Annotated in this window: 4 protein-coding genes; all 4 read left to right on the top strand. The window is 62.5% G+C overall.

What is annotated here, in order from left to right; translation table 11 throughout:
• Positions 1-1,476: TldD/PmbA family protein (locus ACYVDE_RS14040; protein ID WP_460502170.1), on the top strand; the 1,476-nt coding region annotated here is incomplete at its 5' end.
• A 208-nt stretch (positions 1,477-1,684) separates the two neighbouring features.
• A complete protein-coding gene (locus ACYVDE_RS14035; RefSeq protein WP_460502169.1) occupies positions 1,685-3,019 on the top strand; it encodes a TldD/PmbA family protein in 1,335 nt (444 codons plus the stop codon).
• Between the two features lie 132 nt (positions 3,020-3,151).
• Positions 3,152-4,801, top strand: a complete 1,650-nt coding sequence (locus tag ACYVDE_RS14030; protein WP_460502168.1) for a TldD/PmbA family protein — start codon at positions 3,152-3,154, stop codon at positions 4,799-4,801.
• Between the two features lie 26 nt (positions 4,802-4,827).
• Positions 4,828-5,133: PmbA/TldA family metallopeptidase (locus ACYVDE_RS14025; protein WP_460502167.1), on the top strand; the 306-nt coding region annotated here is incomplete at its 3' end.

Here is a 5,133-nt window from a genome sequence, read left to right as displayed (position 1 = left end):
GGCGCCAGCTACGCCGACGTGCGCATTGGCCGCTACCTCAACCAGAGCATTTTCACCCGCGAGAAGCAGGTGCAGGGCATTGCCAGCACCGAAAGCTTCGGCTGCGGCATCCGGGTGATTGCCAACGGCACTTGGGGCTTCGCCAGCACCAACAACGTGACCGACGCGGGCATTGCCAAAGCCGCCCAACTGGCTGTGCAGATTGCCAAAGCCAACTCGAAAGTGCAGAAGGAAAAGGTGCAGCTGGCTCCGCAGCAGGGCTACGGCGAGGTGAGCTGGAAGGCCCCGATTCAGCAAAATGCCTTCGAGGTACCCATCAAGGACAAGGTGGATTTGCTGCTGGGCGTGAACGCTAAGGCGCTGGATTTGGGCGTGTCATTCGTGAACTCGATACTCTCGCAGGTGAATGAGCAGAAGTATTTCGCCAGCACCGACGGCTCCTACATCGACCAGGACATTCACCGAATTTACCCCTCGTTCGGCGTCACGGCCATCGACCGCGGCACCGGCAAGTTCCGCTCGCGGCAGGCGCTGAGCTCGCCCGTGGGCATGGGCTATGAGTACCTCACGCCCAAGGCCGCCGACAAGGTGGCCGGCCCGGCCGGCTCCGACATCGTTGGCTATAAAAACAGCTATGACATGCTGGAAGACGTGGCCGCCGCCGCCAAGCAGGTGAAGCAGAAGCTGACCGCCAAATCGGTAGTGGCCGGCAAGTACGACCTCGTGCTCGACCCGCACCACCTGGGCCTGACCATTCACGAATCGGTGGGCCACCCGCTGGAGCTGGACCGCGTGCTGGGCTACGAGGCCAACTTCGCGGGTACCTCCTTTGCGACGTTGGAGTGGAAAGCCAAGGGCATCCCCTACGGCTCGAAAGTGGTGAACATTGTGGCCGATAAGGTTACGCCCGGCACGCTGGGCGCGGTGGGCTACGACGACGAAGGCGTGAAAACCAAGCGCTGGGACCTCATTAAGGAGGGCCGATTGGTGGACTATGAGAAAATCCGCGACCAGGCGCACGTGGTGGGCCAGCAGGAGTCGGATGGCTGCTGCTACTCGCAGAGCTGGCAGGACGTGCAGTTCCAGCGCATGCCCAACGTGAGTTTGCAGCCCGGCAAGACGCCCTTGAGCGTGGACGAGCTGGTGAGCAAAGTTGACAAGGGCATTTACATCGCCGGCAACGGCTCGTTCAGCATCGACCAGCAGCGCTACAACTTCCAGTTCGGCGGGCAGGTGTTCTACGCCATCGAGAAGGGCAAAATCACTGAAATGCTGGAAGACGTGGCCTACCAGGCCAACACCCAAGAATTCTGGAACAGCTGCGCCGCCACCTGCGACGAGCGCGACTTCCGCTTCTTCGGTGCCTTCAACGACGGCAAGGGTCAGCCCTCGCAGAGCTCGGCCGTGAGCCACGGCTCGGCCACCACGCGGTTCAACGGCGTGAACGTGATTAATACGGCACGCAAGATTGGCTAATTGAACGCCACTCCCCTCCTTACCAAGGAGGGGATGTTCGAGCCGCAGGCTCGGACGGGGGTGGTTGCGGGCGTTGAACCAAAAGTCGGCTTAGCCAACGACGCACAGACGACGCAGACGTCCACAACCACCCCAGTTTCCGCTGCGCGGAAACGTCCCCTCCTTGGTAAGGAGGGGAGTTTGCTCCCACTTCTCAACAAACTTCCTCATGGCCATTCTCTCCAAAGACGAAGCCCAAACGATATTAAAAAAGGTTCTCAGCTTCAGCACCGCCGACGAGTGCGAAGCTAACCTCAGCGGCAGCACTGGCGGCAACGTGCGCTCGGCCCGCAACTCCATCAGCACGGCCGGGGCCAACGACAACGTGTCGCTGGCCGTGGAAAGCCGCTTCGGCAGCCGCAGCGGCACGGCGACGTGCAACGAATTCGACGACGCGACCCTGCGCCGCTGCGTGCAGCGGGCCGAAGAAATTGCCCGCCTCGCCCCCGAAAGCCCCGAGTATATGCCGCTGCTCGGGCCGCAGCAGTACCTCGATGGCAGCCGCTCCTACTCGGCCGCTACGGCCGGCATCACGCCCGACTACCGGGCCACGCAAATCGGAGCCAGCATGGCGCTCTGCGACCAGAAAAAATTGAGCTCGGCCGGCTTTCTCGATGACTCGCATGGCTTCGTGGCCAAGCGCAACTCGAAGGGGCTGGAAGCATACCAGCAGGTGAGCAACGTGACCTTCTCGGTGACGGTGCGCACGCCCGACGGCACCGGCTCGGGCTACGCCTCGGGCGACTACATTGATGCCGCCAAGATGGATGCCGCCCGCTTCACCAAAGTGGCCGCCGACAAGGCTGCCGCCTCGGTAAAGGCCCGCGCCATCGAACCAGGCAAGTACACCGTGATTCTGGAACCCAACGCGCTGCTATCCAACGTGGATACTTCGCTGCTCGGCGCGCTCATGGGCTCGCTCGACGCGCGCAGCGCCGACGAGGGGCGCAGCTTTCTCAGCAAAAAGGGCGGCGGCAACCGTAAGGGCGAAAAGCTCTTTGATGAGCGCGTGACCATCTACTCCGACCCGCTGAACCCGGAAATCAGCGACCTGACCTTCAGCGGCGACGGCCGCCCGCAGCAGCGCACCACCTGGATTGAGAAGGGCGTGGTGAAGAACCTGTATTCGAGCCGCTACTGGGCGCAGAAATCCGGCATTCCCGACCTGCCCCGGCCCAACGGCTGGATTATGGAAGGCGGCACCCAAACCACGGCCGACCTCATCAAGGGCACCGCGAAAGGCATATTGGTAACGCGCCTGTGGTACATCCGCCCCGTCGACCCGCAGACGCTGCTCTTCACGGGCCTCACCCGCGATGGAACGTTCTACATCGAAAACGGCCAAATCAAGTTCCCAATCAAGAACTTCCGCTTCAATGAAAGCCCGGTAATTATGCTGAACAACCTCGAAGCCATTGGCAAGCCGGTGCGGTTGAATGGCAACCTCGTGCCGCCGCTCAAAATCCGCGACTTCACCTTCACCAGCTTGTCGGACGCGGTTTGAGGTGAGCTGGTGAGCTTGTGAAATAGTGAGTTTAACGCTCGACTCGCCCATACGGCGCCCAATGGCGCGTCCATTCACAGCTTCACCCCCTCTCCCACCACTCACCATTGCACTAGTTCACCATTTCACCTCATGAAAAGACGCGATTTTGTGGGCCTCACCGGGCTGGCCGCCGGGGCCCTGTTTCTGCCGAGCCTGCCGGGCTTCGGCCACACGCCCGTCGACCCCGCCCGCCTGCTGGAGCCGGGCGTGGATGTGGCCATAAAAAAACGCCTAGCCGACGCGGCCCTGAACGCCGCCAAAACCGCCGGAGCCGACTACGCCGACGTGCGCATCGGCCGCTCGCTGAACCAGTACGTGTTCACGCGCGAGAAACAGGTGGAGAACATTGTGAGCACCGAAAGCTACGGCGTGGGCATTCGGGTGCTGGTGGCGGGCTGCTGGGGCTTCGCCTCCACGAGCGTCGTCACGGAAGCCAGCCTGGCCGCCACCGCCCGCGAGGCCGTGGCCATTGCCAAAGCCAACCGCCTGGTGATGAAGGAGCCCGTGCAGCTGGCTCCGCAAAAAGGCTACGGCGAGGTGAGCTGGAAAACGCCCATCCAGCAAAGCGCCTTCGAGGTGCCCATCAAGCAGAAAGTGGACTTGCTGCTGGCGGCCAACGCCGCCGCGCTCGACGCGGGCGCCAACTACATCAGCTCCAGCCTGTTTCAGGTGAACGAGCAGAAGTATTTTGCCAGCACCGACGGCTCGTACATCGACCAGGATATTCACCGCCTCTGGCCTACGTTCGATGCTACGGCGGTGGACACGAAGACTGGCAAATTCCGCTCGCGGGAGTCGCTGAGCGCGCCCGTGGGCATGGGCTACGAGTACCTCACGCCCAGCGCCGCCGAGCAGGTGCGCGGCCCGCAGGGCACCGACACCATTGGCTACAAGCTGCGCTACGACCTGCTGGCCGATGCCGCCCTGGCTGGCAAGCAGGCCCGGGCCAAGCTGAGCATGAAATCGGTGGTGCCGGGCAAATACGACCTCGTGCTCGACCCCGGCCACCTGGGCCTTACCATTCACGAGAGCGTGGGCCATCCCACCGAACTCGACCGCGTGCTGGGCTACGAGGCCAACTTCGCCGGCACCTCGTTTGCCACGCTGGAATGGAAGGCCAAAAACCTGCCCTACGGCTCGAAGGCGGTGAATATTGTGGCCGACAAGCTGCAGCCCGGCGCGGTGGGCACGGTGGGCTACGACGACGAGGGCGTGAAAACCCGCGAGTGGGACCTCATCAAGGAAGGCAAGCTGGTGAACTACCAGAAAATCAGGGACCAGGCGCACATCGTGGGGCAAAAGGAGTCGGATGGCTGCGCCTACGCCCAGAGTTGGGAAGACGTGCAGTTTCAGCGCATGCCCAACGTGAGCCTACGCCCCGGCACGGCCAAAATGAGCGTCGACGACATGATTAAAAACGTGGACAAGGGCATTTACATTGCCGGGGCCGGCTCGTTCAGCATCGACCAGCAGCGCTTCAACTTCCAGTTTGGCGGGCAGCTGTTTTTTGCGATTGAGAAGGGCAAAATCACCGAGCCGCTAGAGGACGTGGCCTACCAGTCGAACACCCAGGAATTCTGGGGTGCCTGCGCTGGCTCGTGCGATGCCGCTGACTACCGCCTGTTCGGCACTTTCTTCGACGGCAAGGGCCAGCCCATGCAGTCGTCGTCGGTGAGCCACGGCTCGGCCACCACGCGCTTCAATGGCGTGAACGTCATCAATACGGCCCGCAAAGTGTAGTACCCCCTCATTTCTGCAAAGTCATCATGGCTATTTTCTCCAAAGACGAAGCCCAGGCGCTGCTGCAAAAAGTTCTCAGCTACAGCACGGCCGACGAATGCGCGGTGTCGCTGAACGGGCGCAGCACCGGCAACATCCGCTACGCCCGCAACAGCGTGAGCACGGCCGGCGCGCAAAGCTCCGTGTCGCTGGCCGTGGAAAGCCGCTTCGGCAAGCGCAGCGGTACGGCCACCTGCAACGAGTTCGACGACGCCACCCTGCGCCGCTGCGTGCAGCGGGCCGAGGAAATTGCCCGCCTCGCCCCCGAAAGCCCCGAGTACGTGCCGCTACTC

It is taken from the genome of Hymenobacter agri, from assembly GCF_054778495.1.
Note: the sequence above shows the minus strand (reverse complement) of the source record. Positions and strands in the feature narration are given on the sequence as shown.

Bases quoted from the DNA above. Each gene is read 5' to 3' on its own strand.
- ACYVDE_RS14035 (WP_460502169.1), top strand. From the start codon at position 1,685: ATGGCCATTCTCTCCAAAGACGAAGCCCAAACGATATTAAAAAAGGTT.
- ACYVDE_RS14030 (WP_460502168.1), top strand. From the start codon at position 3,152: ATGAAAAGACGCGATTTTGTGGGCCTCACCGGGCTGGCCGCCGGGGCC.